Below are 22,038 nucleotides of genomic sequence, written 5' to 3'. Positions count from 1 at the left end.
GCCGTACCGGAAATGGGACACCGGGTGAACACTCGGTGCGTCGGGTGGGAGCGCGAGCGCAGGCCGGGGATCAGGCCGAGTGGCCCTCGGGAACCACCTCGGCCGGCTGCGGCGGCGGCGGTGGAGTGCCGTCGCCGAACGGCCTGCCGCCCAAGGCCTCCCGGCCGTGCGGGGTGAGCCAACCCGACAGGTCCGGGCCCTTCGGGACGATCTGCGTCGGATTTATGTCGGTGTGCACGATGTAGTAGTGCTGCTTGATCTGGGTGAAGTCGACGGTGTCACCGAATCCGGGTGTCTGGAACAGGTCTCGTGCATATGCCCACAGCACGTCCATCTCGTCGAGCTTGTTGCGGTTGCACTTGAAGTGCCCGTGGTACACGGCGTCGAAACGGGCCAGTGTGGTGAACAGTCGCACGTCCGCCTCGGTGATGGTGTCGCCGACCAGGAACCGGCAGGTGGCGAGGCGTTCGCTCAACCAGTCCAGGCGCGCGAACAGCCGGTCGTAGGCGCGGTCGTACGCCTCCTGTGATCCGGCGAAGCCGCACCGGTACACGCCGTTGTTGACGTCCCGGAACACCAGGTCCGCGATCTCGTCGATCTCGTCGCGGAGTGGCTCCGGGTACAGGTCGGGGGCACCGTCGCGGTGGTACGCCGTCCATTCGGTGGACAGGTCGAGGGTGATCTGCGGGTAGTTGTTCGTGACGACCTGTCCGGTCGGGACGTCCACGATCGCGGGGACGGTGATCCCGCGCGGGTACTGCGGGTCGCGGGCGAGGTAGGCGTCCTGCAGGCGGGGGATCTTCAGCACCGGGTCGACGCCGCCGGGGTCGAGGTCGAAGGTCCAGCTGCGCTCGTCGTGGGTGGGTCCGCACATGCCCATCGACAGCACGCCCTCGAGGCCGAGCAGGCGGCGGACGATGATCGCCCGGTTCGCCCACGGGCACGCTCGCGCCACGACCAGCCGGTAGCGGTCCGGCTCGACCGGGTAGCCGTCACGACCGTCTGCGGTGATCCGGGTCTCTATGTACCTGGTGTCGCGGACGAATTCGCGGCCCGCCTCGACGTAGCGGCCGCTCGAGCTGTTCTCTTCGGTCACGGAGCCAACGGTAACGCGGAGTGCCCCGGTGGCGGGGTCATGCGCGCAGCGCGACCTCGGTGACGCTGCCGAGTTCCTCGTAGCCGAGCCGCGCGGCGAGCCTGCGGGACGCGGTGTTCCCGGGATGGCTGCTCCATTGCGGGATCATGCCCTCGTCCATCGCGTCGTTGGTGCACAGGCGGCCGACCGTCGCACCGTGTCCGCGGAGTCTGGCGCCGGGAACCGTCAACACCCCGACCCGGGCGACGATGCCCTGCCATTCCGCGTATCCCGCTCCGGAGAGCGGGGTCTCGTCCTCGTCGAGGAGCGTGAACCAGTTGCGGCGGCGTGTCAGGTCTGCCTCCTCGACGTCGTCGGGTGGGCACAGCGACTGCAACCTCAGCACATGGGGCAGTACGTGCGAGATGAGCGGATTCTCGATTTCGATCTCGTCGCTCACCTCGGAGGCGTACGCGAGCAGCCGGGGCCCCACGCAGCGGCCGCCGCGGTCCTTGGTCAACTCCATCAGCGTCGATCGGGTCGAGAGGGCCTCGTCGTCGATGTCGGCGGCACGGTCGAGCAGCCAGTCCGGGCCGACAAGCGCGCTGGCAGTGCCGAGCCGGACGAACCGGACAGTGTCGGTGGCCGGGCCTACTGTGCGGGTGCCGGCGTGGCGGAGGGCGTCGTGCGGCAGGCCGAGTTCCCGCGACCAGGCGAGGGAGACGATGTCGAGTTGGTGCGAGTCCACCCCACGACGCTATCGGGCGCCGGGGGTGCGGGTCTTGTCGCACAATGGTCCACGCCGTATATTCCGTGTGGACTATTCGGGTGGAGGAGGCGACGGCAGTTGAGCGTGACGCCGCTTGCGATCACCGTGCTGGCCCTGCTCAACGAGCGGGACATGCATCCCTACGAGATGTATCAGGTGCTGCTGCAAAGACGCGGCGACCGCATCGTGAAACTGCGGCCGGGCTCGCTCTATCACGCGGTGGCGCGGCTGGACCGCGACCGCCTGGTGACCGCGGTCGGAACCGAACGTGACGGCAACCGGCCCGAACGCACCACCTACGCGATCACCGATGCGGGTCGGGCGGCGATGAAGGATCAGGTCGCCGAGATGCTCGAGAAGTCGGTGCGCGAGTACCCGCGGTTCCCGCTCGCGCTCGCCGAGGCGCACAACCTCGACGCGGACACCGTGGCCCGGCTGCTGACCGGCCGCATCCGGTTGCTCGAACAGGAACTCGATCGGCTCGACGCCGACCGCGCCGTCCTCGTCGGGCGGGCAAAGCCGCGGGCGTTCTGGGTCGAGCTCGACTACTTGCACACCGTGACCCGGGCCGAGATCGACTGGCTGCGCCGCACGGTCGACGAACTCGAGAGCGGCGAACTTCCATGGGTCACACCCGACATCATCAAGACACAACTCGCGCAACAGGCAGGGGAAAGAACGTGACCGCAACCAACCAGCAGGCCGAGGCCAGGCCGTGGCCGGCGCTGTGGGCGCTGTGTCTGGGCTTCTTCATGATCCTCGTCGACTCCACGATCGTCGCGGTCGCCAATCCGGCGATCATGGACCACCTCGGTGCCGACATCAACAGCGTCGTCTGGGTGACCAGTGCGTACCTGCTCGCCTACGCGGTGCCGTTGCTGATCACCGGTCGCCTCGGGGACCGTTTCGGGCCCAAGCGGCTGTACCTGCTCGGGCTCACCCTGTTCACCGCCGCATCGCTGTGGTGCGGTCTGGCCGGCAGCATCGAGATGCTGATCGTGGCGCGCGTCTTCCAGGGCTTCGGTGCGGCCCTGATGACGCCGCAGACGATGGCCGTCATCACCCGGACCTTCCCGCCGGACAAGCGCGGTACCGCGATGGGTCTGTGGGGGGCCACCGCCGGTGTCGCCACGCTGGTCGGTCCGCTGGCCGGCGGTGTGCTGGTCGACGGCCTCGGCTGGCAGTGGATCTTCTTCGTCAACGTGCCGGTCGGCGTCGTCGCCTTCCTCGCCGCGATGCGGTACGTCCCGGATCTCGAGACGCACCAGCACAAGTTCGACATCCCCGGCGTGATCCTCAGTGCCGCGGGCATGTTCTTCCTGGTGTTCGGTCTGCAGGAGGGCAACACCTACAACTGGTCGGCGCGGATCTGGCTGATGATCGCGGCCGGAATCGTGTTGCTCGGGGTGTTCGTCTGGAACCAGTCCCGCACCAAGGGCGAGCCCCTGCTTCCCCTCGAACTGTTCCGGGACCGCAACTACTCGCTCGCCAACATCGCGATCACGTCGATGGGTTTCGCGATCACCGCAATGGTGCTGCCGCTGATGTTCTACGCACAGGGCGTACGCGGACTCTCGCCGACGGGTTCGGCGCTGCTGATGGTGCCGATGGCGGTGCTCGCCGGCGCACTCGCGCCGGGTGTCGGCAAGCTGGTCGACCGTGTGCACCCGCGTTACATCGCCGCACCCGGATTCCTGATGCTCGCGATCTCGCTGACCTGGCTGTCCGTGGTGATGAAGCCCGACACCGCGATCTGGGAACTGCTGCTGCCGATCGCGCTCATGGGTGTCGCCAACGCGTTCATCTGGTCGCCGCTCGCCGCGACCGCCACCCGCAACCTGCCGCAGCATCAGGCCGGGGCGGGGTCCGGGGTCTACAACACCACACGGCAGGTCGGCGCGGTGCTCGGCAGTGCGGGCATCGGAGCCCTGATCACCTCCCGTCTCGCCGCCAACGGCGTGCCCTCCGGGGGGACCGCGCACGAGGGCATGGCCACCGCGATGCCGGAGTTCATCAGGGACGGATTCAGCTCGGCGATGAGTCAGTCCGTGCTGCTGCCTGCCGCGGTCCTGCTGGTCGGTTTCGTTGCGTCGCTGTGCTTCTCACGGCCGATGCGAGGAGGTGGACAGCCGGACGTCGTGGCTGCCGCGGAGAGTCGCGAGCCTATGGCAGGCTGACCGCATGACTGATCCCGACAAGCCCACCCGGCTCGAGCGCATCCACACCGAGGGCGGCGCGGAGGTCGCAGTCCTCACCTTCGACGACGGTGGTCTGAACCTGTTCGACCGGGCCATGTTCGACTCGCTCACCGCGGACCTGGACGCGCTCGCCGCCACCCCGCCGCGGGCGGTGCTGCTGCGGGCGGAGGGCAAGGTGAACTCCGGCGGTGTGGACGTGCACGTGTTCGACGGGCTCACCGAGGACGAGGGCGCCGTCCTGTGGCGGACGCTGTTCGCCGAAGTGATCCACCAGATCGAGGCGCTGCCCTGTCCCGTCGTGTACGCCGCCCACGGGCTGACGCTGACCGCGGCGTTCGAGATCGCCCTGGCCTGCGACATCATCGTCGCCGCGCCGAAGGCGAAGTTCGGGCTCGTTGAGACGGTGGTCGGGCTGACCCCGTCGATGGGCGGTCCGCAGCGGCTCGCCGAGCGCGCGGGATCGGGCCGGGCCAGGGAGTTCGTCATGACGGGCGACCTGTACGACGCCGAGACCATGCTCTCCTGGGGTGTGGTCAACGCGGTGCGCGACGACGTCGAGGCGGCGGCGCGGGCACTGGCCGCGCGACTGGCGGACGGTCCCACCCGGGCGCACGCGGCGACGAAGAAGATCATCGAGGCATGGCGTTCCGGTGGTGTCGCGCACGCAGATTCGATCACGCCGGAGGTGTCGGGCGCACTCTTCGGCACGGCCGACCTGCAGACCGCGGTGCGCAGCTTCCTGGACGTGGGACCGGGGAAGGCGCATTACGTCGGCCGCTGACGAGCGGATGCTCCGACGTGACCCACGCCACTGTGCGGCGCTTAGAGTGGGTGCCATGTCGAACGAAGTCCTGATCGAACGCAACGGCCGCATCATGGTCATCACGATCAATCGTCCGGAGGCGCGCAACGCGATCAACGCCGCGGTGAGCAACGCGCTCGCCGCGGCGGTCGACGAGCTCGACGCCGACGACGATCTCTCGCTCGCGGTCGTCACCGGTGCCGGCGGCAACTTCTGCGCGGGCATGGATCTCAAGGCCTTCGTCGCCGGCGAGAACGTCGTCGTCCCGGGCAAGGGGCTCGGCTTCACCGAGGCGCCGCCGCGGAAGCCGATCATCGCCGCCGTGGAGGGCTTCGCGCTCGCGGGCGGCACCGAACTGGTGCTCGCCACCGACCTGGTCGTGGCGTCCCGTGACGCGAAGTTCGGTATCCCGGAGGTCAAGCGCGGCCTGGTCGCCGCCGGTGGCGGGCTGCTGCGGTTGCAGAAACGGATTCCGTACCAGAAGGCGCTGGAGCTGGCACTGACCGGCGACTCGTTCACCGCGGAGGAGGCCCACAACTACGGGTTCGTGAACCGGCTCGTCGAGCCAGGCATGGCCCTCGAGGGTGCTCTCGAGCTGGCCGAGCGGATCACCGCCAACGGACCGCTGGCGGTCGCGGTGACCAAGGAGGTCGTCGTGAGGTCCGGGGACTGGTCGGACTCGGAGGCGTTCGCCAGGCAGCTCGAGCTGATCGCACCCGTGTTCGTCTCCGAGGACGCGATCGAGGGCTCGAAGGCGTTCGCGGAGAAGCGCGCCCCGGTCTGGAAGGGACGGTAGGGCGTGCGGCGCCGGGCGGCCGGTCGGGTGGCGGCGACGCTGTCCGTGGGGTTGCTCGGCGCCTTGGTCGTCGGATGCGGGGCCGCGGACCCGGTCGACCAGGAGGCCCACGAGCGTGCCGAGACCGCCGCCGACGGTTTCGTCTACGGGTACGCGCCGGTCGCGCTGGCCCGCACGCGGGCGAACATGACCTGTCTGCTGCCGGTCAACCAGCTCCACAACCAGTCCCGGATGTCCGGCCCCGACTCCCGGACCGTCGTCGCCCCGAACGTCGACACCCTCTACTCGATCGCCTGGCTGGATCTGCGCGCCGGACCGGTGCTGCTGAGCCACCCGGAGATGGGCGAACGGTACTTCGGGTTCCAGTTCCTCGACATCTACAGCAACGTCTTCGCCAATGTCGGGACGCGTGAGACAGGTTCGGCGCCCGGTGCCCACCTGATCGTCCCGCCGGGCTGGTCCGGTACCGCCCCCGATGCGGCGCGCGTGATCGAGTCGCCCACCTGGGACGCCTGGATGATCGGACGCACGCTGGTCGAGTCGGAATCGGACCTGCCCGCGGCTCAGGACTCACAGAAGCGGTACGTGATGCGGGTGGCCGGACCCGCACCCGCCACCGCCCCACCTTCGCTACCTCCGACGGACTGCGGCAACAACCCGGCGCCGCAAGCGATGGCAGGCTCGGGAGCCGCCTTCTTCGACGAACTCGCCGCGATCCTCGCTGCGAATCCGCCGCCCGCCGCGGACGCCCCACTACTGGAGGGTATCTCGACGCTCGGTGTGGAACCCGGATCCACCCCGAGCGCCGGTGACCCGGAGGACGTCGCCGCGCTCGCGACCGGCGTCGTGCTCGGCGGGCAACGCATCGACGCGGCCCTCGCCGTCGGCGCCGACACGAGTGCGGGTGCGTGGAGCACCCTCGCCGACGCGGGCCGTTACGGCACCGACTACCTGCACCGGGCGGTCGTCGCCAGGATCGGCCTCGGCGCCAACGTGCCGGAGGAGTCGATCTACCACGTCACGCGGACGAGCGCCGACGGACAGCCGCTCCGCGGGCACACCGGTTACCGGCTGCATTTCGCCGCCGCCGACCTGCCTCCGGTGGACCCGCGCGGGTTCTGGTCGATCACCCTGTACGGGCCGGACATGTTCGTGGTGCCGAACGACATGGGCCGGTACGCGATCGGTGACCGCACACCCGGTCTGGTCCGCGGCGCCGACGGGTCCCTCGACGTGTGGGTGTCGGCGTCGCCGCCGCCGTCCGGGACCGCGAACTGGCTGCCGGCACCCGACGGCGAGTTCGTGCTGATGCTGCGCACCTACCTCCCCGCGGAGCCGTCGTGGACTCCGCCCCCCGCGCAACCCGAGTAACCCGAGACCCTGGCACGGCCCGAGCATCCCGACACGACGGAGGCACCGCGATGACCACCCCGCTGGCCGAACTGCACATGCACATCGAGGGTTCGCTCGAACCCGAACTGATCTTCGAACTGGCGCAGCGTAATCGGGTCGAGTTGCCCTACGCCGATCTCGACGACCTGCGGTCCCGGTACGAGTTCACCGACCTACAGTCGTTCCTCGACCTCTACTTCGCGAACATGGCGGTACTGAGGACAGCGCAGGACTTCGCCGACCTGGCCCGCGCCTACTTTGCGCGGGCCGCCGCCGCGGGGGTGCGGCACGCGGAGATCTTCTTCAACCCACAGGCGCACACCGGCCGCGGCGTCCCGCTGCGCGACGTGCTCGACGGGCTGGGGGAGGCGATGGCCGGCAGCGAAGCGGAGTTCGGGGTCAGCAGTGGGCTCATCGCGGGAATCCTCAGAGACCGGCCCGTTCCGGAGGCCGACGCCCTGCTCACCGACCTGCTCGCCAGTGGCGCGCCGCTGCTCGGTGTCGGGCTGGATTCCGCGGAGGTCGGGTATCCGCCCTCCCTGTTCACCGACGTGTTCGCAAGGGCCCGCGCGGCCGGGTTGCACGTCGTCGCGCACGCGGGGGAGGAGGGGCCGCCCGACTACATCCGGCAGGCGCTCGACCTGCTCGGCGTCGAACGCATCGACCACGGCATCCGCTGCCTGGAGGACGACGATCTCGTGGAGCGTCTTGTCCGCGAACGGGTTCCGCTGACCCTGTGCCCGCTGTCGAATGTGCGGCTGCGGGTGATCGACCGGCTCGCCGACCACCCGATCCGCGCCATGCTCGCGCGCGGCCTGCACGTCACCGTCAACTCCGACGACCCCGCCTACTTCGGCGGCTACGTGGACGACAATCTCACCCGGTTGCACGCCGAGGTGGGCCTGACGGACGAGGAGCGGGAGCAGTTGGCGCGCAACTCGATCGCGGCGTCCTTCGCGACCGCCGAGCGGAAGGCGGAGTTGCTCAACGGATGAGCCCGGACCCCTGCAGCCGGCGGGCCACGTCCAGCAGGTCCCGGTCGCGTCCGGCGGGTGCGACCCGGCACAGGCCGACGGGTGCGGGCGCCGTGGATTTCACCGGCAGGGTGGCGGTCGGTAGGCCCGCCACGGTCGCGATCGCGGTGAGCATCCCGGTCGAGCGCATCGCGTTGCGGTAGGCGTCCGACGCGGTGCCGCCGGTCCGCGCCGGCGCGGTCGTGGCGGTGGTCGGCAGAACCAGGACGCGGTCGGCGAGGTAGGCGGTGACCGCGACCGCGGCCTCGTCGAGGGTCGCGCGGGCGCGAGTGTATGCCGACTCGGTGATCGTCCCGGCGGCGGTGAAGTTGTCCCGCGGCTCACCGCTCAGTGCGGACGGCGCCTCGGTGACGAAGGCCCCGAACTGCTTCCACGCCTCGTAGCCGATCACGGTGGTGACCGCGTCGTACCAGTCCGGCAGTGCGCCGATGTCGAGATCCTGTTCGGTCAGGGCCGGCAGGCCGCCGCCCTTCCAGCCGGCGAGCGCGGTGGTCATCGCCGCGAGCACGTCCGCGGAGGCGATCGCGTTGACGCCGGGCGAGGTGACCGCCCGCTCGAGTGGCCGGTCGGCCCCCGCAGGAACGGACGCCGTGACCGCCGAGGCGAGGGTCGCGACGTCGCCGGCCAGCCATCCGACGGTGTCGAGTGTCGGGCTCAGTGGCAGCATCCCGCCGGTCGGGACGACGCCACGGGTCGGCGTGAACGCGAACAATCCCTGCCAGGCCGCCGGAATGCGGACCGATCCACCGGTGTCGGAACCGAGCCCGACCGCGGCGTCACCAGCAGTCACCGCGGTCGCGGCCCCCGAACTCGATCCGCCCGGAAGCTGCTGGTCGGCAGCCGGATTCGGAGGTGTCCCGTAGTGATCGTTGATCCCGGAGTGCCCGTAGCCGAGGTCGTCGGTCTGGGTCAGCCCCGCGATGGACGCGCCCGCGCCGAGCAGCGACGTCACCGCCGCGGCCGTCGACGACTGCGGCGCCGCCTGTGCGAGCCACCGCGGGTTTCCGGCGCCGATCTGCTGACCGGCGATCGCGAACAGGTCCGAGACCGCCACCGCCCGGCCGTCGAGCCCACCCTGTCCGGTGGGGGTGACCAGCGGTTCGCCGGACACCCGCCAGACGGCGCGGTCCGCGGGTGTGGTGCCTGCGGTCGTCCCGCCGCCGGGCAGTGGCGGAACCTCCGGTTCGGTGGTGCCGCCGCCGCAACCGGCGAGCAGTGCGGCACCGGCGAATGTGCCGGCGGTCAACAGCGAGCGACGACTGAGGGCCATGCCCCCGACGCTAATCCAGCGAACCGGGCTAACCGAGGACCTGCTGCAGGTAGGCGTTGTCGAAGATTCGTTCCGGGTCGTACTTGTCGCGAGCCGAGCGGAACTCGTCGAAGTGGGCGTAGGTGGGACGCAGGTCCTCGGCGGTGCGCGAGTGCATCTTGCCCCAGTGCGGGCGCCCGTCGACGGCCTTCGCGATCGACTCGACCGCGTCGAAGTACTCGCGATGGTCGCGGCGGTGGTACTGGTGCACGGCCACGTACGCGGTGTCCCGGCCCGTGGCGGTGGAGAGCCAGATGTCGTCGGCGGCGGCGAACCGCACCTCGACCGGGAAGGCGACGGTGAAGTCGGAGCCCGTGATCCAGCGGTCGATCTCCCGCAGCGTCTCGGGCAGCGCCTCGGCAGGGACGGCGTACTCCATCTCCCGGAACTTCACGCGACGCGACGAGGCGAACACCTTGTAGCTGCGGTCGACGTACTCGCGGGCGCTCAGGGCCCGGGCGGTCACGTTGTTGATCGTCGGGATGGCCGTGGGGAATCGGGCGGCGACCCTGTTCACCCCTTCGAACAGGGTGTTGGAGAGCAGTTCGTCGTCGATGTAGCCGCGGATCGCGCTGACCGGCTGGGCCGGGGTGTCGAGCGGGAGCCGGGTGTTGTGCTTGGTCAGCACCCGGTCGGTGTGCGGGAACCAGTAGAACTCGAAGTGGTCGGTGCCGTGGACGTGCTCGTCGAGGTTCGCCATCGTCTCGCTGAACCGGGCAGGGGCCTCGACCGCCCGCATCATGTAGGCGTTGGCGCACTGCAGCGTCAGCTTCGCGATGACGCCGACCGCGCCGAGGCCGAGCCGTGCGGCGTGGAAGAGTTCGGCGTTCTCTTCGGCGGAGCAGTCGACGATCGCACCGTCCGCCAGCACCAGCTGCATGGCGCGGATCTGGGTCGCGATGCCGCCGAATTGGGCGCCGGTGCCGTGGGTGCCGGTGGAGATCGCACCGGCGACGGACTGCGCGTCGATGTCGCCGAGGTTGATCATCGCAAGACCGAGATCCCACAGTCTGGGATTCAGTTCACGAAGTCGCGTGCCGGCGAGAACGGTCACCAGGGCGCCGGACTCCCCGACCGGCACCACGGACTCGACGCCGCGCAGATTGTCGAGGCTGATCATCACACCGTCGGTCACCGCGACCGGGGTGAAGGAATGTCCGGCGCCGACGCATTTGACGTGCAGTCCTTCGGTGGCCGCCCGCGCGATCTCGGAACTCAGCTCGGCCACGGACCTGGGGGTGGCGAACCGCCGGGGGTTGGCACCGGCGCTGTGCGCCCAGTTGTGCCACGTCTGTGAGTGCATTGCACCACTATTACCTGGACATCCGTCCAGGTCAACCTTCGTACGCGAAGTACTTCGGACGTTTTAGGATCGTCAGATGCTGAATCGGCTTCCTGCGGACGAACGACGTGCACAACTCGTGGAATCGGCGATGGGGATCGCGGAACGAGGCGGCGTCAGCTCCGTCACGATCCGCGCCGTCGCCGAGGATGCGGGGGTGTCCCTCGGGGTCGTCCACTACTGCTTCGAGAGCAAGGAGGCGCTCGTCGCGGCGATGGGGGAGGCACTGGTTCTGCAGCTGAGCCAGGCCCTGCGGTACGCATTCGGGCAGGCGCGCGCGGAGGATGCCCAGACCGGGGTGCGTGGCCTGAAGGAGCTCCTGCACAGCGGCCTGTCCGCGATGTGGCCCATCATCGAGGCCACCCCCGATCGGCAGCTGCTCACCTATGAGATCACCGCCTACGGGCTGCGTCAGCAGGCCGCCGGGGCCGAGCTGGCCGGGGCCATCGCATCCAATCAGTACGCGACCATGGACGCCGAGGCGATCGAGTTCCTGGAGACCTCCGCCGCGCACACCGGCACGCGCTGGACCGAGCCCGTTCCGGATCTCGCGAGGTTCGCTCTCGCCGTCATCGACGGCATCGTGCTGCGGTGGCTGGTGGACCGCGACGGCGACGCCGTGATCGCCGAGCTCGACGACCTCGTGCAGATGGTGACCCGCAAGGCCGTCGAGGTCTGACGGCCGCGGGCGAACGGGCCGAAACATGGACAGTTGTCCAACTGTGGTGGTTGACTGGATCCGTGACCGCGACCACCGATCGACCTGCCATGGCATCCACCGGAACGCTTGACGCGACCGTCGCCCGCCTCGACGCGGCGACCCGCCCGTTCGATCCGCCGTTCGCCGCGGTGGATGTCACCGCACTCGACGCCAACGCCGCCGACCTGGTGCGCCGCGCATCCGGAACCCCCATCCGGGTGGCGAGCAAGTCCGTGCGTGCCCGTGCCGTGCTGGAGCGGGCGCTGGGCGCGGGCCTGACGGAGAGCGGCGGATTTCGCGGCATCATGTCCTACTCGCTGCGGGAGGCGATCTGGCTGGTCCGGGCCGGGGCCCGCGACGTGCTGATGGGGTACCCGACCGTGGACCGCGCCGCGCTGGCCGAACTCGGCTCCGACCCACTGCTCCGCGACTCGATCACGTTGATGGTCGACAGCGTCGACCATCTCGACGTGATCGCGGCCGCAGGCGCCACGCGGGCCCGGCTGTGCCTGGATGTGGACGCCTCGCTGCGGATCGGGCCCGTCCACCTCGGGGTGCGGCGTTCGCCGCTGCGGACCCCCGACGAGGCCGCGCGCCTGTCCCGTGCCGCCGCCGACCGCGGTTTCGCGGTGGTGGGCGTGATGTTCTACGAGGCGCAGATCGCAGGCCTGCCGGACGCCAGCGCCGCCGTGCGGCTGGTGAAGAAGGCGTCCGCCGCGGAACTGGCGACACGCCGCGGTGCGGTCGTGGACGCGATCACCGCGGTCGTGGGCCGGCTCGAGATCGTCAACAGTGGCGGCACCGGTTCGCTCGAGATCAGCTCCGCCGACCCCGCGGTCACCGAGGTCACCGCCGGGTCGGGACTGTTCGTGCCGACCCTGTTCGACAGGTACCGCGCGTTCACGCCGCGTCCGGCGATGTTCTTCGCGCTGGCGGCGGTCCGCAGACCCACCCCGAAGATCGCGACACTCTTCTCCGGCGGCTACATCGCCTCCGGCCCGGCAGGCGCGTCGCGTGTGCCGACGCCGGTGTGGCCGGCCGGGTTGAAGCTGCTGCGCAACGAGGGCGCCGGAGAGGTGCAGACCCCGGTGGCCGGGCTCGCGGCCAGTGCGCTGCGGATCGGCGACCGGGTCTGGTTCCGGCACGCGAAGGCCGGCGAGCTGTGCGAGCGCTTCACCGACGTGCACCTCGTCGACGCCGACGGCACCGTCGCCACCGTGCCCACCTACCGCGGCGAAGGACAGTGCTTCGGCTGAGCCCGTTCGGGTGTTGACGCTCGACGGGTGCGGAACTCAGCCCGCGACCCACGCGCGCGCGGTTCGTCACGCATGCGATCGTCCTGCCTCGTCGTCACGGTCGATGTTCGGGTGGCTGCGTAGGAACGCGCCCAGCTCGGTCAGTCCGGCGGGTGTCGTCGGCAGGTAGTCCGTCAGCGCGGGGGAGCGGACGATCACCGCGTGCCACTTGCCGCGGGAGATGGCCACGTTCAACCGGTTCCGGGACAGCAGGAATCCCATGCCGCGGGGCACGTCCGCCGCCGACGAGGCGGTCATCGACACGAACACCACCGCGGCCTCCCGGCCCTGGAACTTGTCGACCGTCCCGACCAGGACCTCGTCCAGACCGGCCTCGGCGAGGTGGGTGCGGATCAGCGACACCTGCGCGTTGTAGGGCGCGACGACGAGAATGTCGGACTGGTCGAGCGGGCGCGGCACCTCTCCTGTTGCCGCGGTCCACGGCGTGCCGATCAGCGCGACGGCCGCGGCGGTGATGGCCGCGGCCTCCTCCTCGGACGACGTCGACCGTCCGACGTGGTTCACGAGCAGCGCGCCGACGCCCGGTGCGACACCCGCCAGGTTCCGGCCGGTGGTCACCGACTCCTTTGCATGCAGCCGTCCGTCGTAGGACAGGTCCGACACCGACGCGCACACCTTCGGATGCATCCGCCAGGTGACGTCGAGGAAGTAGCCGAGTTCCGGCGGCAGTGCACCCGCCCCGTCGGCCAGCCAGCCGAGGGCCGAGGTATCCACCGGCTCGGGATGGATGCCCTGGCTGACCTGAGGCAGTTGCTGCGGATCGCCGAGCAGCAGCAGGTTGCGCGCCGAGATCCCGACCGCGACGGTGTTCGCCAGTGCGAACTGACCGGCCTCGTCGACGACCAGCAGGTCCAGGCTGCCCGGTGGCACCCGGTCGGCATGCGCGAAATCCCATGCGGTGCCACCGATCACGCAGCCGTCACCCTCGTGCTCGGCGAGGAAGGCGGGAAAGCCGGACGGGTCGAGCTTGGACCACTGCGGATCCGCGGTCAGACCCGAGCCCGGCTTCTTCGCCACCCGCTCGCCCGGAACGCCGGAGCGCACCACCGCGTCGAGCATGTTCTCGACCACCGAATGCGACTGCGCGACGACACCGATCCGCCAGCCGTGCCGGGTCACCAGCTCCGCGACCACGCCGGCCCCGGTGTGTGTCTTGCCGGTGCCCGGCGGCCCCTGTACCGCCAGGTAGGAGTCGTCGAGGTCGAGGAGCGCGGCCACGATCGCCGGTGCCCGGTGATCCGGGTCGGCGACCGGTAGCGGGGCGCCCGAGCGGGTGCGCGGGGGGATCCGGCGAAGGATGTCCACCGCCGCGGTCCCCGGCAGCGTGGGCAGAGCCGCGGCGGTCGATGCGGCCTGCTCGGCGATCGCGGCCTCGATGCGCTGCGTCGGGACCGGACGCCCCGGCGCGAGCGCCATCGGCACGCTGTCGTGGGGCTCGCTGCCCTGCAGTTCCTCGACGACCACCACGTCGCGGCGCTTGCCGTCGAGCCCGGTCTCCGCGTCGATCTCGACCACCGTCACGTCGACGGTGCCGCGCGCCGCCGCGTCGGAGGAGCCGATCCCGGTCGCCGCGTCGTACAGCGCGAACGGCTTGCCGCCGACCCGGGTGGTGGATCCGGATCCCCAGGCGCCGACGAGCCGCACCCGCCGGCGCAGCTTGCGCTGCCGGGGGCTGCTCTTGTGCCAGTCCTCGGTGACGGTCGCCGACTCGGCGACGAACACGTCCGCGTTGTCGGCCCACTCGTCGGTCGGTGCGGTCAACCGGGCGAAGTGCGCCCACCAGAAGGGTTTCCGCTCCCGCCGGTGGTAGCCGACCGCGGCCGCCATCAGCGCAGCCGCCTGCTGGTCGGCGGATCGCCTGCCTGCCAGCACGTCACCGACGTAGTCGCGCAGTGCGAGTTCGGTCGGGTTCGGTTGCTCGATCTCCGTGGCCACCGTCTGCTGCACGGGGTGCGGATGCACATCGCGATCGGCCGCCAGTCCGAGCAGCCAGTCCCGCAGCCGCAGCGTGGACAGACAGTCGTACTCGTTGTAGTCGGCGATGCCCCGCAGCAGTTCCGCCGCCTCGGCGTCGCGGCCGCCGTCGAGCAGGGCGCAATAGTCCGCGTAGGCGACGACCGACGCCGCGGCGTTGGTGACGTCGCCCTCGCGGGACTGCTCGTCCATGTACAGCGGCTCGAGCTTCTTGATCGAATACGACGGCGCGCCGACCCGGACCGCGCCCCGCACGATCGGGTACAGGTCCACCAGGACGTTCTCGCGCAGCAGCGCGTCCACGCTCTCCTCGCCGACACCGTAGCGCCCGGCGAGCCGCAGCAACGCGGTCTTCTCGTAGGCCGCGTAGTGGTAGACGTGCATGTGCGGGAAGCGTTTCCGGCGCTCGGTCACGTAGTCGAGAAAGTCGAGCAGTGCCTGGCGCTCCTCGGTGCGGTCGTGCGCCCAGAACGGCCGGAAGGTGCCGTCGGACTCCATCACACCGAACAGGTACTCCAGGCCCCAGTCCGACGACCCGCCCTCCGCCCACAGCGGATCGCCCTCGAAGTCGAAGAAGATGTCCCCCGGATCCGGGGTGGGGATCCCGGCGAGGGCCGTGCCGCCGTCGATCACCTCGAACACCGGTGTGCCGCTGTGTTCCTGGCGGACCTGCGCGGCGGCCTGGCCGCGCAGCGACTCGAAGGTGCGTGCGCTCATGCCGTCGACGGGCCGATCGGCCGTGGCGAGAGACTCGACGGTGGTGATCCCGCCGCGAATCAGCTTGTCCCGCTGTGTGGATCGCATGCCGGCGACGAGTATCAGGTCGCGGCTGCGCTCGACCTCGGGAGTGCAGTCCTCGCAGCGTCCACAGCTGCGAACCTCCGCCCAGGATGCCGGCGCACCACTGCGCAGGTGATCGTCGAGCAGTTGCACCAGCGCGTCGCGACGCCGCCGGAACACCGGCATGATGTCGCCGAGTGGATACGTCATGGTGCTGTCGTCGCCGAGGATCAGGCTCGCCGTCGGCGCGGTCGGGACGCCGGCGGCGGCCAGTGCGTCGGCGTACGCCGCCAGTTGCAGCAGCGCGGGCACCCGGGTGTGCCGGGAGAGCTTGGTGTCCACGACCCGGTAGCCCTCGTCCCCACGGACCAGGAAGTCGCAGAATCCGAGGAACTGTCCGTCGAAGAAGGTGCCCTGGTAGATCACGTCGGCACCGGCCCGGGCTGCGGCGACCGTCGCCTTGCTCGCTCGCGTCAACTCCTCGAAGTCGATGCGGGTGTGGTCGATGGTGACGACGCCGTCGCCGAACTGCTCGCGGAATCCGCCGAGCCGCCGCTGCTCGTGGGCGTCGCCGAGAGCGGACGTGCGGGTCAGCATCGGGTCGGGCGTCTCGGGTGTCACCGCCTCGGTACGTCCGAGCTTGCGGTCGAGCCGCCGCAGCAGCGTGTACTCGCAGTCCGCGGCCTGCGACAGGTCGCTGGCGCTGTGCACGATCACGTCGTCGAGGAGGAACACGGGTCCGACTATGGCAGAGACCGCCGACACGGCGCCGGGCACGCACCGGGAGGGGCCCGGGCCGCTCTCGTCGGAACGTATGCGGCCGGGATAATCGATCCGTGCCGTTCTTCGCTGGAGTTTCCGGGCAGATCCACTACCGCCACTGGCCGTGCGCCGACCCGGTCGCCGGACTGGTGTTCGCGCACGGGATGGGACAGCACAGCGGCCACTACCATCGCTTCGCCCGGGCGCTCGGTGCGGAGGGAATCGAGATGTGGGCGCTCGATCACGTCGGCCACGGCCTCAGCGAGGGCGAGTTCGGGCAGCCCGGTCCGGTAGCGGATCTCGGTGCGAACCTGCTGGTCCTGGCCGACCTCGCCGCCGGCGAGCGGCCGGGCCTGCCGCTGGCGGTGATGGGGCACTCGTTGGGCGCCGGCGCCACCATCGCGGCCCTCGCGCAAGCGCCGACCCGGTTCGCGGCGGTGGTGCTGTGCGGGCTGCCGCGATCCGCCGCCGCCGACCCCGGCGCGGCCGCGGCGGTGCGGGTGCCGATCCTGGTGGTGCACGGCGTCGACGACAGGCTCGCCCCGATCGACGGCGCCCGGACCTGGACGGCGGGTGTGCCCGGCGCGGACCTGCGCGAGTACGAGGATGCCGGTCACGACCTGCTGCACGAACCGGTGCACCGCCGCGTGACCTCCGACGTCGCGGTGTTCATCCGGGATAGCGTGCGGTCATGACTCCCGACGAACACCTCGACTTGCTGCGGATCGAGGGGCTGCGGCTGGCCTCGATGCCGACCGACGCGCTGGGTGCCCCGGTCCCGACGGTTCCGGGGTGGACACTGGAGCGGGTGATCCGGCACACCGGCCGGGTCCATCGATGGGTGACCGCGACCCTGGCCGCCGGCCCGGACGCCACATTCGAATCCGGCGCCGAACCCGAGTCGCTGCCGCACGGCGCCGACTGTCTGCCCGCCTACCGCGAATCCCTCGACGCGCTGCTCGCGGAGCTGTCCGCGCACGACTTCGACCGCCCCGCACCGACGTTCACCGGCCCCGGCACCGTCCGGTTCTGGGCGCGGCGACAGGCGCACGAGGTCGCGGTGCACAGGGTGGACGCCGCCGACGCGGTGCACGCCGCCGGTGGCCGGGCTCCCGAGGCCGTCGCCGCGCACGGTGCCGCGGACGGTGTCGACGAATGGGCGCGGCTGATGCTTCCGCGTGCCCTTTCCGAGATGCCGGAGGCGTTGCAGGGCAAGACGGTTCACCTGCACGGCACAGACACCCCGGACGCCGAGTGGCTGCTGACGTTCACCCCCGACGGGGTGCGGGTCGAGGCCGGACATGCGAAGGGCGACGTCGCGGTCCGCGGCACCGCGGAGGAACTGCTGCTGACCGTGTGGCGTCGCCGGCCGCTCGCCGCGCTGGAGATGTTCGGCGACGTCGACGTCGCGCACCGGATGGTGGACGCGGCGCGGATCTAGATCTTCCCCCCGCATCCCCAGGCCAGACCGGCGAGACCCTGCGCCGTGGCCAGGCTCTCGGCGAGCGTCGCGTCGGTGAGAGCGGGGTCGTCGAGGGCGAGGCATCCGAGCACCGTGACGGGTTTGTCGCCGTCGCCTGACACGGAGACGCCGTGACCGAACTCGGGCCCGTCGAGCGACAGCACCCCCAGCGTCGAGGTCCAGGCGTCCGCGCCGAACGCGACGACCGCGCGGACCCAGGGCCGCAGTTCGTCCCATCCGGGGCCGGGGTCGTCGACGACGCGGGCGCCGAACAGCCTCGGGTCTTCGCCGGGGCGGTGGGTGGGCCGGGCGGCGATCCCGGCCAGGTGCAGCGCGCGCAGCAGGCGCGGCTCCGAGGCCACCTTCGGGTTCACCAGCAGCAGCTTGGGAAAGGCGTCCCCGAATCCGGATGGTCGGCCGTCCTGCGGGTCGGGGTGCTCACTCGTCGGCATGGCTGCCATTGTGGCCGACGGCCGCGGTGGCCCACTCGTGGTGGGCCACCGCGGCGCGCAGGTACTTCCGGTGTTCGCGGCGACTAGGTCATGATCACCGCATCGCTGGACCCGAGTGTCATTGCGATGGAGTTGAGGAACGAGGTCACCGGGTCGAACACGAGAATGTCCTGCAGGGGAAGCATCCGATCTCCTTCGTGAACAGCTGAATGGGTTGTTCCTGCCACACGATTCGGCGGGAACAACCCATTCAGCCACATCCGGCGCCCGCTCGGGGCGGAACCGTCAGGAGTAGAGGGCCTCGATCGCGGTGCCGAAGGTGTCGTGGATGACGTTGCGCTTGAGCTTGAGCGTCGGCGTCAGTTCCCCGGTCTCGATGGTGAAGTCCACGTCCAGGATGCGGTACTTCTTGATCTGCTCCGGGTTGGAGACCTTGGTGTTGCCCTGGGCGACCGCAGCGTCGATCTCCGCGACGAGGTCGGCGTGCTTGACCACCTCGGCGATCGGCAGGTCGGCGGCGACGCCGTTGCGCTCTCGCCAGCCCGGCAGTGCCTCCTGGTCGATGGTGATCAGTGCGCCGATGAACGGCTTCGCGTCGCCGACGACCAGGCACTGGCTGATCAGCGGGTGCGCACGCAGCGCGTCCTCGAGGACCGCGGGGGCGACGTTCTTGCCACCTGCGGTGACGATGATCTCCTTCTTGCGGCCGGTGATGGAGACGAAGCCGTCCTCGTCGATGGATCCGAGGTCGCCGGTGTGGAACCAGCCGTCCTTGATCGACTCCGCGGTGGCGGCGTCGTTGTGCCAGTACCCGGAGAACACGACCGGTCCCTTGACGAGGAGTTCGCCGTCGTCGGCGATCTTCGCGGCATGCCCGTTGATCGGCTTGCCGACCGTGCCGACCTTCTGCTCGGTGGTGGTGTTGACGGTGACCGCCGCGCTGGTCTCGGTCAGGCCGTAGCCCTCGTAGACGGGGACGCCGATGCCGCGGAAGAAGTGGCCCAGGCGGGCGCCGAGCGCGGCGCCGCCGGACACTGCGCGGTCGCACTCGCCGCCGAGCGCGGCGCGCAGCTTGCCGTAGACCAGCTTGTCGAACACGGCGTGCTTGATCTTCAGACCCAAGCCGGGTCCGCCGTTCTCGAGCGCCTCGCTGTAGGCGATCGCGGTCTCGGTGGCCTTGGCGAAGATCTTGCCCTTCCCACCGTCCTCCGCCTTCTGCTTGGCCGAGTTGTACACCTTCTCGAACACGCGCGGAACCGAGAGGATGAAGTTCGGCTTGAACACCGCGAACTGGTCGACGAGCGTGGTCAGGTCGGAGGTGTGGCCGACGGTGACCTTGTACTCGAACGCCGCAAAGGAGACGGCGCGGGCGAAGACGTGGGCGAGAGGCAGGAAGAGCAGCGTGCGCTGGCCCTCGTACATCGCGTCCGCCAACGCGAGCTGCACCGCCTGGCATTCGGCGTTGAAATTGCTGTGGGTGAGTTGCACGCCCTTCGGACGGCCGGTGGTGCCGGAGGTGTAGATCAGGGTCGCGGGGGAGGTGGCGTTCACCTGTGCGCGGCGCTCGTGCAACGCCTCGTCGGTGATCGCGGCACCGCGAGCCGTCAGCTCGTCGATGGCCCCGGCCTCGATCTGGAGCATCTCGCGCAACGCGGGCGCCGCCTCGGCGACGTCCTTGACCGTCTCGGCGTGCGTCGCCGTCTCGACGACCAGGACGGCGGTCGCGGAGTCCTCCAGGATCCACTGGGCCTGATCGGCCGACGACGTCTCGTAGATCGCGACGGTGCAACCGCCCGCGGTCCAGATGGCGTAGTCGAGGACGACCCACTCGTACCGGGTGGCGGACAGGATCGCGACCCGGTCGCCGAGTTCGACACCCGACGCCATCAGACCCTTCGCGACGCCGGCGACCTCCGCTGCGAACTCCGCCGCGGTGACGTCCACCCAGCTGCCGCCGACCAGCTTCTTGAAGGGGACGTGCTGCGGACATTCCTTCTCGAACCGGAATACGCTGTCGGCCATCGAGACGTCGTCCGGAATGGAAAACGACTGCGGAACTTCGAACTCTCGCACTGTGGACCCTCCAGGACTACTGACAAGTACGGGTGTGCATTGGATCACATTCCGCGGTGGGATGCACTGGGTTCGTTGTCCGGAATGACCGAATGTGAACCCGGCGAATCAGTTTGTCTGTAACTTCCGGTCCCGCGAACTGTGGGTTTCGGTGCCGCCGGGGGCCGGAATGAGGCGTAGGTCACGTTTTCAGTGCCGTCCTGACCTCGTGGTCCGTGAGCTGGTGGAAGTCGCGGTAGGCGCCGCCGACGCCGCCGAGCCAACGGGGCACCAGGGGGCACACGACCTCGTCGGCAACCACCTGCAGTCGGGCGACCGCTTCCTCCGACGAGACCGGCATCGCGACCACAATTCGCGCCGCGTCCTGCGCACGCGCCACCCGACAGGCCACCGCCGCGGTCGCGCCGGTGGCCATCCCGTCGTCGACGATCACCACCGTTCGGCCGGTCATCGGGATCGGGGGACGGTCCCCGCGCAGCATCCGGACGCGGCGGTCCAGTTCGCGGCGCTCGGCGGACTCGACCGAGGACAGTGCGGTGGGGGACACCCCCGACTGGGCGATGACGTCGTCGTTGAGCACTCGAACGTCGCCCTCGCCGATGGCGCCCATCGCGAGTTCCGGCTGCCACGGCAACCCCAGCTTCCGGACCACGATGACGTCCAGGTCCCCGTGCAGCGCGTTCGCCACTTCCACGGCGACCGGCACACCGCCGCGCGGAAGTCCCAGCACCAGCGGGTTGGAGTCGCGCAGGTGCGAGAGAGAGGCGGCCAGATCGCGGCCGGCCTCGGCGCGGGTGGCGTAGAGCATCTCGACTTCGACGCTACGCCGGGGAGGACCCAGCCCCTAGCGTTCGACGACCCCGAACCTGCGAAGCGTCAGCGCCGGATTCTTCTCCCGGACCTCGGCGATGCGCGCGGTGGTTACCTCGGCGCGTGCGGTCCCGGTCTGCTCGCCCAGCGACGCGAGCACCACGCCCATCGGGTCGACGATCATCGAGTTGCCCGCACCGGTGCGCGCGGACTGGTCGGCGGCGGCGACGTACAGGGTGTTCTCGATCGCCCGCGCCCGCACCAGCGTGGTCCAGTGATCCTCCTTGAGCGGTCCGGGCACCCACTGGGCGGGCAGGGCGAGCACGTCCGCGCCCGCGTCCACGATCCGCCGCGTCACTTCCGGGAACCGCAGGTCGTAGCACGTCTGCATGCCGAAGGTCAGTCCGTCGACGGCGAAGGTGGCGGGCTCGACGGCCTCGCCGGCGCGGAACACGTCCGACTCCCGGTAGCCGAAGGCGTCGTAGAGGTGCAGTTTGCGGTAGACGGCGGCGACGGCACCGTCCGGTGCGGCCGCGACGAGGGTGTTCGAGATGTGGTCGTCGCCGGCGAGGGTCTCGTTCATGCCTGCGACCACGTGGACGCCGAACTCTGCGGCGATCTCCAGCAGGCCGGTGACGAACGGTCCGTCGAGGGGTTCGGCGGACTCGGCGACGCTCGCGTCGAGTCGCGGCGTGGTGTACATGGCGTACTCGGGGGCGACGACCACCTGCGCGCCGCGGGCGGCGGCCTCGCCGACCAGGTTTCGTATCGCCCGGTGGTTCTCGCCCTTGTCGGTGCCCGCGGAGAACTGTGCCACTGCGATCTCGACCATGCGCCCATTGTGCGCATGGCCGAGACCGCTTCGTGGTGTGGGCCCCTGGAGGCGCCCGGTCTAGGTGTGATGTCCAGGCACGTTGGTCAGTCTGGTGACCGGTGGCTGGCCGCCGATGGCGGAGTGGGGTCGGTGGTGATTGTAGAAGTGCAGCCAGCCG

The 22,038-nt window shown here is 70.2% G+C and carries 19 protein-coding genes; 10 read left to right on the top strand and 9 right to left on the bottom strand.

Features of this window, described 5'->3' with window-relative positions; translation table 11 throughout:
* Nucleotides 1-70 precede the first annotated feature (70 nt).
* Complete coding sequence (locus tag ACWEPG_RS27600; RefSeq protein ID WP_450116274.1) at nt 71-1,096, bottom strand: glutathione S-transferase family protein; 1,026 nt, start codon at nt 1,094-1,096, stop codon at nt 71-73.
* Between the two features lie 37 nt (nt 1,097-1,133).
* Complete coding sequence (locus ACWEPG_RS27595) at nt 1,134-1,823, bottom strand: GNAT family N-acetyltransferase (protein ID WP_450116275.1); 690 nt, start codon at nt 1,821-1,823, stop codon at nt 1,134-1,136.
* 105 nt (nt 1,824-1,928) lie between these two features.
* On the opposite strand from ACWEPG_RS27595, the gene ACWEPG_RS27590 reads away from it, so the two are divergent.
* Genes ACWEPG_RS27590 through ACWEPG_RS27565 form a run of 6 tightly spaced genes read left to right on the top strand, consistent with a single transcriptional unit; the run spans nt 1,929 to nt 8,027 of the window.
* Complete coding sequence (locus tag ACWEPG_RS27590) at nt 1,929-2,528, top strand: PadR family transcriptional regulator (protein WP_450116288.1); 600 nt, start codon at nt 1,929-1,931, stop codon at nt 2,526-2,528.
* Entirely contained in the window at nt 2,468-4,021 is a 1,554-nt protein-coding gene (locus ACWEPG_RS27585; protein ID WP_450116276.1) for an MFS transporter, read from the top strand. The genes ACWEPG_RS27590 and ACWEPG_RS27585 overlap by 61 nt, the downstream gene beginning before the upstream one ends.
* 4 nt (nt 4,022-4,025) lie before the next feature.
* On the top strand, nt 4,026-4,823 hold the full coding sequence (locus ACWEPG_RS27580) for an enoyl-CoA hydratase/isomerase family protein (protein WP_450116277.1): 798 nt from the start codon (nt 4,026-4,028) through the stop codon (nt 4,821-4,823).
* Between the two features lie 55 nt (nt 4,824-4,878).
* Nucleotides 4,879-5,640 (top strand): crotonase/enoyl-CoA hydratase family protein, encoded by a 762-nt coding sequence (locus ACWEPG_RS27575; RefSeq protein WP_452595803.1) that lies wholly within the window; start codon nt 4,879-4,881, stop codon nt 5,638-5,640.
* A 3-nt stretch (nt 5,641-5,643) separates the two neighbouring features.
* Nucleotides 5,644-7,011 carry a DUF1254 domain-containing protein gene (locus tag ACWEPG_RS27570; RefSeq protein ID WP_450116279.1) on the top strand — a complete coding sequence of 456 codons (1,368 nt, stop codon included), beginning with the start codon at nt 5,644-5,646 and terminating at the stop codon, nt 7,009-7,011.
* Between the two features lie 50 nt (nt 7,012-7,061).
* A complete protein-coding gene (locus ACWEPG_RS27565) occupies nt 7,062-8,027 on the top strand; it encodes an adenosine deaminase (protein ID WP_450116280.1) in 966 nt (321 codons plus the stop codon).
* Here ACWEPG_RS27565 and ACWEPG_RS27560 read toward each other — a convergent pair.
* Nucleotides 8,017-9,336 carry an amidase family protein gene (locus ACWEPG_RS27560; protein ID WP_452595802.1) on the bottom strand — a complete coding sequence of 440 codons (1,320 nt, stop codon included), beginning with the start codon at nt 9,334-9,336 and terminating at the stop codon, nt 8,017-8,019. The two genes, ACWEPG_RS27565 and ACWEPG_RS27560, sit on opposite strands and share 11 nt — an antisense overlap.
* A gap of 28 nt (nt 9,337-9,364) precedes the next feature.
* Nucleotides 9,365-10,678 carry a D-arabinono-1,4-lactone oxidase gene (locus ACWEPG_RS27555; protein ID WP_450116282.1) on the bottom strand — a complete coding sequence of 438 codons (1,314 nt, stop codon included), beginning with the start codon at nt 10,676-10,678 and terminating at the stop codon, nt 9,365-9,367.
* A 76-nt stretch (nt 10,679-10,754) separates the two neighbouring features.
* On the opposite strand from ACWEPG_RS27555, the gene ACWEPG_RS27550 reads away from it, so the two are divergent.
* Both ACWEPG_RS27550 and ACWEPG_RS27545 read left to right on the top strand, forming a co-directional pair.
* Entirely contained in the window at nt 10,755-11,396 is a 642-nt protein-coding gene (locus ACWEPG_RS27550; RefSeq protein ID WP_450116283.1) for a TetR/AcrR family transcriptional regulator, read from the top strand.
* Between the two features lie 89 nt (nt 11,397-11,485).
* On the top strand, nt 11,486-12,673 hold the full coding sequence (locus tag ACWEPG_RS27545; RefSeq protein WP_452595801.1) for an amino acid deaminase/aldolase: 1,188 nt from the start codon (nt 11,486-11,488) through the stop codon (nt 12,671-12,673).
* A 66-nt stretch (nt 12,674-12,739) separates the two neighbouring features.
* Here the strand turns inward: ACWEPG_RS27545 and ACWEPG_RS27540 are convergent, their stop codons facing one another.
* Entirely contained in the window at nt 12,740-16,222 is a 3,483-nt protein-coding gene (locus ACWEPG_RS27540; protein WP_450116284.1) for a TM0106 family RecB-like putative nuclease, read from the bottom strand.
* A 101-nt stretch (nt 16,223-16,323) separates the two neighbouring features.
* On the opposite strand from ACWEPG_RS27540, the gene ACWEPG_RS27535 reads away from it, so the two are divergent.
* Both ACWEPG_RS27535 and ACWEPG_RS27530 read left to right on the top strand, forming a co-directional pair.
* Entirely contained in the window at nt 16,324-16,944 is a 621-nt protein-coding gene (locus tag ACWEPG_RS27535; RefSeq protein ID WP_450116285.1) for an alpha/beta hydrolase, read from the top strand.
* Entirely contained in the window at nt 16,941-17,690 is a 750-nt protein-coding gene (locus ACWEPG_RS27530; RefSeq protein WP_450116286.1) for a maleylpyruvate isomerase N-terminal domain-containing protein, read from the top strand. The genes ACWEPG_RS27535 and ACWEPG_RS27530 overlap by 4 nt, the downstream gene beginning before the upstream one ends.
* On the opposite strand, the gene ACWEPG_RS27525 is transcribed toward ACWEPG_RS27530, so the two are convergent.
* The 4 genes from ACWEPG_RS27525 to ACWEPG_RS27510 all read right to left on the bottom strand — a co-directional run bounded on the left by ACWEPG_RS27525 (nt 17,687) and on the right by ACWEPG_RS27510 (nt 21,878).
* The gene (locus ACWEPG_RS27525; RefSeq protein WP_450116287.1) at nt 17,687-18,163 is read right to left on the bottom strand and encodes a hypothetical protein; all 477 of its coding nucleotides are present in this window, start codon (nt 18,161-18,163) and stop codon (nt 17,687-17,689) included. The genes ACWEPG_RS27530 and ACWEPG_RS27525 overlap by 4 nt on opposite strands.
* 285 nt (nt 18,164-18,448) lie before the next feature.
* The gene (locus ACWEPG_RS27520) at nt 18,449-20,236 is read right to left on the bottom strand and encodes an AMP-dependent synthetase/ligase (RefSeq protein ID WP_450117200.1); all 1,788 of its coding nucleotides are present in this window, start codon (nt 20,234-20,236) and stop codon (nt 18,449-18,451) included.
* Nucleotides 20,237-20,417: 181 nt separating this feature from the next.
* Nucleotides 20,418-21,044 carry a phosphoribosyltransferase gene (locus ACWEPG_RS27515; RefSeq protein ID WP_450117199.1) on the bottom strand — a complete coding sequence of 209 codons (627 nt, stop codon included), beginning with the start codon at nt 21,042-21,044 and terminating at the stop codon, nt 20,418-20,420.
* A 36-nt stretch (nt 21,045-21,080) separates the two neighbouring features.
* A complete protein-coding gene (locus ACWEPG_RS27510; protein WP_452595800.1) occupies nt 21,081-21,878 on the bottom strand; it encodes a carbon-nitrogen hydrolase family protein in 798 nt (265 codons plus the stop codon).
* Nucleotides 21,879-22,038 lie beyond the last annotated feature (160 nt).

The organism is Rhodococcus sp. NPDC004095 (genome assembly GCF_053604015.1).
This window is presented reverse-complemented; position numbering and strand designations above follow the sequence as displayed.